At 45.2% G+C, this 5,074-nt stretch carries 6 protein-coding genes; 4 read left to right on the top strand and 2 right to left on the bottom strand.

The genetic code is table 11. The features are described 5' to 3' along the window. Positions 1-426: 426 nt before the first annotated feature. Together P7J36_RS11340 and P7J36_RS11335 are read right to left on the bottom strand one after the other, a co-directional pair. On the bottom strand, positions 427-1,053 hold the full coding sequence (locus P7J36_RS11340; RefSeq protein WP_408551621.1) for a GNAT family acetyltransferase: 627 nt from the start codon (positions 1,051-1,053) through the stop codon (positions 427-429). After that, entirely contained in the window at positions 1,053-1,391 is a 339-nt protein-coding gene (locus P7J36_RS11335; protein ID WP_398581483.1) for a DUF6568 family protein, read from the bottom strand. The genes P7J36_RS11340 and P7J36_RS11335 overlap by 1 nt, the downstream gene beginning before the upstream one ends. 143 nt (positions 1,392-1,534) lie before the next feature. On the opposite strand from P7J36_RS11335, the gene P7J36_RS11330 reads away from it, so the two are divergent. Genes P7J36_RS11330 through P7J36_RS11315 form a run of 4 tightly spaced genes read left to right on the top strand, consistent with a single transcriptional unit; the run spans position 1,535 to position 5,011 of the window. Then, positions 1,535-1,993, top strand: a complete 459-nt coding sequence (locus tag P7J36_RS11330; RefSeq protein ID WP_105108258.1) for a CtsR family transcriptional regulator — start codon at positions 1,535-1,537, stop codon at positions 1,991-1,993. A gap of 3 nt (positions 1,994-1,996) precedes the next feature. Further along, positions 1,997-4,447: an ATP-dependent Clp protease ATP-binding subunit gene (locus P7J36_RS11325; RefSeq protein WP_408551620.1), complete on the top strand. Its 2,451-nt coding sequence runs from the start codon at positions 1,997-1,999 to the stop codon at positions 4,445-4,447. A gap of 8 nt (positions 4,448-4,455) precedes the next feature. After that, positions 4,456-4,701, top strand: coding sequence for a hypothetical protein (locus tag P7J36_RS11320; protein WP_398581481.1), 246 nt, complete (start codon positions 4,456-4,458; stop codon positions 4,699-4,701). Then, positions 4,658-5,011, top strand: coding sequence for an NUDIX hydrolase (locus P7J36_RS11315; RefSeq protein WP_408551619.1), 354 nt, complete (start codon positions 4,658-4,660; stop codon positions 5,009-5,011). The genes P7J36_RS11320 and P7J36_RS11315 overlap by 44 nt, the downstream gene beginning before the upstream one ends. Positions 5,012-5,074 lie beyond the last annotated feature (63 nt).

Below are 5,074 nucleotides of genomic sequence, written 5' to 3'. Positions count from 1 at the left end.
AGCGTCTTTAGGCGCTGGCTGGTGATGTGGGCTTATAGCCCTTGTTCAAACCACCCGTTTGACGGGTGGTCATGATTGATAAATCGGTCTTAGGGCTGATGCCTGAGTAGGTCGAGTGCGTTATAATATACTCAATCCTAAATATTTTTCATAATCTCCTTAAAAAGCACCGGCCTTGTGGTCGGTGCTTTTTGTTAGATTTCTAAAATATAAGTATCCCAGCTAGGTTTGTGTGGTTGTCGGAATTGGTCAGCTAAATGCATGGTGGCTAGGCTCAAGTTCAGCCACGCTACTCAGAGTTCGTGTCAACATCTCAGCGCAGTGGTTGATTGGCAGATTTGTTCGTGTTTCACACTCCAAATCTGAGCTAATCAACTGTGCGGGGGTGAGAAGACGAACTCTTTTTAAGACCAGTCGAGTTCTTTCTCACTCCCAGTCATCAGCCTCAAAGCTAATTTGCTCATATTGTTCAAATAGGGAGCCAATAACTGCTTGGATGAAGGAATCAAAGCTTTGTTCATCTTTTCCGCATACGTAGGCAATTTCATCGGTATCTATGAAGGCCCAGTTTTCTGACTCTGTATAAACCAGATCAGGTAAGTCTTTCTCGAATTCTTCTTGACTGGCAGTCCAAGGGTTGATGTCTTGGTGGACTGTTTGATAGTGGTCAAAAATTTGCTGACAGGCTATTTGATAAGGTGCGGTGCCTTTGCGGGCTATGTTTAGGTTGGTAGTGCCTGTTTGACTGAGATAGTCTTGTTTGGTCACTTCGAACTCATAACATTTCCGCTTGCAGACAAATCCAGCTGCGGTGAGGAAATGGATTTTTTCCTGCTCTGCAGAGGAGAGCATAACCTGAAGAGGCTTTTTGCCCAAGGAAGTCTGTAGGGACTGGAAGAGCTGCTCTGCTATGGTACAATCGAAATCAACTAAATCCAGTCGCAGATAGGTATTGGTCTGGTGGTAGGGATTTTGGTAGCTGTGAATCTTGCCTACTGGTCTTCCGTGATGAGAGATGTGGAAGGTGTTGGCTTGGTAGGAAATGTCTAGCATTAGTCCTCAATAAAAGCCGCAATTTCTTCTTCCGTCATGCTGGAATTGCAGCGGACTTGGACGCCAGTCGATTTAGCGACTAAAAGACCAGGGACTGTAGGCACTTGGTAGTGGTCGCGAAGTGCTTGAAGTTGAGGACTGACTTGGCTGGAGTCGAGGAAGTGGACGGTCACTTGCTTGTCTTGGGCGACCTTATGGAGTTTTGGTGCAAAGCGGTTGCAGTAAGGGCAGGTTGCTCGTCCGATGAAGAGAACGTCGCCCTCTTGAGCAGTTAGGAGGCCCTGTGCCTGCTCCACGGTTACGCTAGTAAAATCTTGGATGTAGTCTTGGAAGTTCATAATGTTCTCCTTTTTTTCTTTTATTATAGGATAAAGCAGAGCAGATTTCAAAATTCTGCTACGGAAGGGACTGGGCTTTTGCTTTCAAAATTCTTCATTTTAGGGTATAATGGTCAAAGATAGTCAAAGAAAGAGGCGATACTATGGCGATGAAGAATACATCAGATTATATCGAAGAACATATCAAAGCCATCTTGGACCAGGTCAATGTGGCAGAGTTGCGTCGGAGTGAATTGGCCAGTCGGTTTGAAGTGGTGCCAAGTCAGATTAACTACGTGATAAAAACCCGTTTTACAGCCAGTCGAGGCTACATAGTGGAAAGCAAGCGTGGTGGCGGTGGCTACATTCGTATTGGTCGGATTACCTTTTCGGACAAGCACGAATTGGTTCATGATTTATTGAACAATATGGGCGAGCAACTATCTGCTACGGTATATGCGGATATTTTACAACTCCTTTTTGATGAAGGTTTGATGACAGAACGAGAAGGCAATCTCTTTTTGTCCACAGGCTCTGATGAAATATTAGGAAAAGATGCAAGTGTCATTCGCGCTCGCATGATGCGTCAAGTCTTACGACGCTTAGATAGGAAAGAGGATTGATTCATGAAAATTTCAACTGGTTTACAAAGAGTATTTGAAGATGCTCAGTTGGTTGCCCAACGTTATGCCTGTGATTACTTGGAAACCTGGCATGTTCTCTTATCATTTGTCATCAACCATGATACCGTTGCGGGAGCTGTCTTGGCAGAATATCCTGTTTCGATTTCTGACTATGAACATGCGACTTTTGTCGTGACGGATAAGGTTTATCGCGAAGAGTTGGATAGTTTCCGTATCTTGCCTTCTTCAAAACGTTTGGATGAAACGGCTAGTTTGGCCAAGAAAATTGCTGGAGTTGTCAAGGCCAAGGAGTTAGGTACAGAACATTTGTTCATGGCTATGCTCTTGGATAAACGTTCAACAGCTAGTCAGATTTTGGACAAGGTTGGTTTTCATTTTGAAGACTCAGATGATAAGATCCGTTTCTTGGATTTGCGTAAAAATTTGGAAGCCCGTGCAGGATTTACTAAGGAAGACTTAAAAGCAATCCGTAGTGTCATGAAGGGTGGAAAATCCAAGGCTACGAATATGGGGCAGATGATGGGCATGCCTCCAGCTCCACAGACTGGTGGATTAGAGGACTATACTCGTGATTTGACCGCTTTGGCCCGTGAAGGCAAGATGGAGCCAGTTATTGGTCGTGATGCAGAAATCTCACGGATGATTCAAATCTTATCTCGTAAAACCAAGAATAATCCTGTCTTGGTTGGGGATGCGGGTGTTGGTAAAACAGCACTTGCCCTAGGTCTGGCTCAGCATGTGGCAGCTGGGGATGTCCCTGTTAGCTTGGCCAAGATGCGGGTTTTGGAACTTGACTTGATGAATGTGATTGCAGGAACCCGTTTTCGTGGTGACTTCGAAGAGCGGATGAATAATATCATCAACGACATTGAGGAAGATGGTCAAGTTATCCTTTTCATCGATGAGTTGCATACCATTATGGGTTCTGGCTCAGGGATTGATTCGACCTTGGATGCAGCCAATATCCTCAAACCAGCTCTGGCTCGTGGCACCCTCCGTACAGTCGGAGCGACGACTCAGACAGAGTACCAAAAGCATATTGAGAAAGACGCAGCCCTGGTTCGTCGTTTTGCCAAAGTGACCATTGAAGAGCCGACAGTGGAAGATAGCATTGCCATTTTGACTGGTTTAAAAGGTACTTTTGAGAAATACCACAGGGTCCGTATTGGACAAGCAGCTGTAGAGACTGCCGTGACCTACGCTAAGCGGTATTTGACCAGTAAAAACCTGCCAGATTCTGCCATTGATCTGTTGGATGAAGCTAGTGCAACGGTACAAAATCGAGTGAAAGGGCAGGCTGAGGAAACAGGTCTGACCAGCATAGACAAGGCCTTGATGGCTAAAAAGTACAAGACAGTTAGCAAGCTCTTGCTTGAAGCTAAAGAAACAACGAAAGCTAGTCAAAACTATGACTTGGAAGTGACGGAAGAAGATATTTTAGAAACCCTTAGCCGCTTGTCAGGTATCCCAGTAGCCAAGCTTAGCCAATCAGATACTAAGAAGTATCTGAATCTGGAAGCAGAACTGTATAAACGTGTCATCGGCCAGGAAGAAGCCATTTCTGCAGTTAGCAGGGCCATTCGTCGGAATCAGTCAGGTATTCGGACAGGTCGCAGACCGATTGGTTCCTTTATGTTCTTGGGGCCAACTGGAGTCGGTAAAACAGAGCTTGCCAAGGCCTTAGCAGAAGTCCTCTTTGATGACGAATCTGCTCTTATCCGTTTTGATATGTCCGAATACATGGAGAAATTCGCTGCCAGCCGTTTAAACGGTGCCCCTCCGGGCTACGTGGGCTATGAAGAAGGTGGCGAATTGACAGAAAAAGTTCGTAACAAACCTTACTCTGTTCTCCTCTTTGATGAGGTTGAAAAGGCTCATCCAGATATTTTCAATGTTCTCTTGCAGGTCTTGGATGATGGTGTCTTGACGGACAGTAAGGGACGTAAGGTTGATTTCTCAAATACCATTATTATCATGACGTCAAACCTTGGAGCAACAGCTCTTCGTGATGATAAGACAGTTGGTTTTGGTGCCCTTGATTTATCTAAGGACCACAAGGAAGTGGAGAGACGCATTTTTGAGGAATTGAAAAAGGCCTATCGTCCAGAATTTATCAACCGTATTGACGAGAAAGTTGTCTTCCATAGCCTAACGGAAACTCATATGCAGGATGTTGTCAAGGTCATGATTAAACCTTTGTTGGCTGTAACAGCTGAGAAAGGAATTACCCTTAAACTGCAACCGTCAGCCCTTAAGTTATTGGCTAAACAAGGTTATGACCCAGAAATGGGAGCTCGTCCGCTACGTAGGCTCTTACAAACCAAATTGGAAGATCCGTTGGCAGAAATGTTACTCCGTGGTGACTTGACTACTAGTTCGACCTTGAAGGTTGGGGTCAAGGGCGAAGAACTCAAATTTGATGTGGTCAAATAGGAGGAAAAATGGTAGAACTAAGACCGCTTCTGGAAGAAGAGCGTGAAGAATTTATCCGCCGCAATCAAGCTGCGTTTTTAGAAGCCTTGGCAGAGGAAATGCCAGAGGGGGAAGAGGTGATTAGCCGTGAGGAGATTTTGGAAAGCCTGCTTGCCCCTAAGGCTCAAGCCTTTCAGGTCTACTGGGAGAATGACTTGGTAGGCGGTGTCGTTGTACAGATTGATTCAGCAACCAAGCGCAACTCCTTGGATTGAGCAATTGTTGACGTTTTCCAATCCTGAGCGGGATCCACGTGGCAGGATAATGACGCTTGCTCACTTGGCCTACTTGCCCAGTCAGGCCTTGGACTTAGTCAAGCCAGGTCCAGATGGACGGGAGCCTATTATTATTGATGTGGATTTTAAAGCATCGCAGTGCTCCTATGAAGGTCGAGCCTTGACGGCAGAGGATTTTGCCTTTGACCATTACGAGATTGTCACGGCCTCCATTCAACGGATCCAGGGACGGATGAAGTGGAATCCTACTTTTCTAAATTTATTGTGTCAACCATTTATAGTCATTTAGTTTTAAAATAGTATTCCAAACAATATTCTACCGAATCAAATCTCCTTAATAGTTCCGCCACTC

This window comes from Streptococcus suis, from assembly GCF_046032115.1.
GTDB lineage: Bacteria > Bacillota > Bacilli > Lactobacillales > Streptococcaceae > Streptococcus > Streptococcus suis_AJ.
Note: the sequence above shows the minus strand (reverse complement) of the source record. Positions and strands in the feature narration are given on the sequence as shown.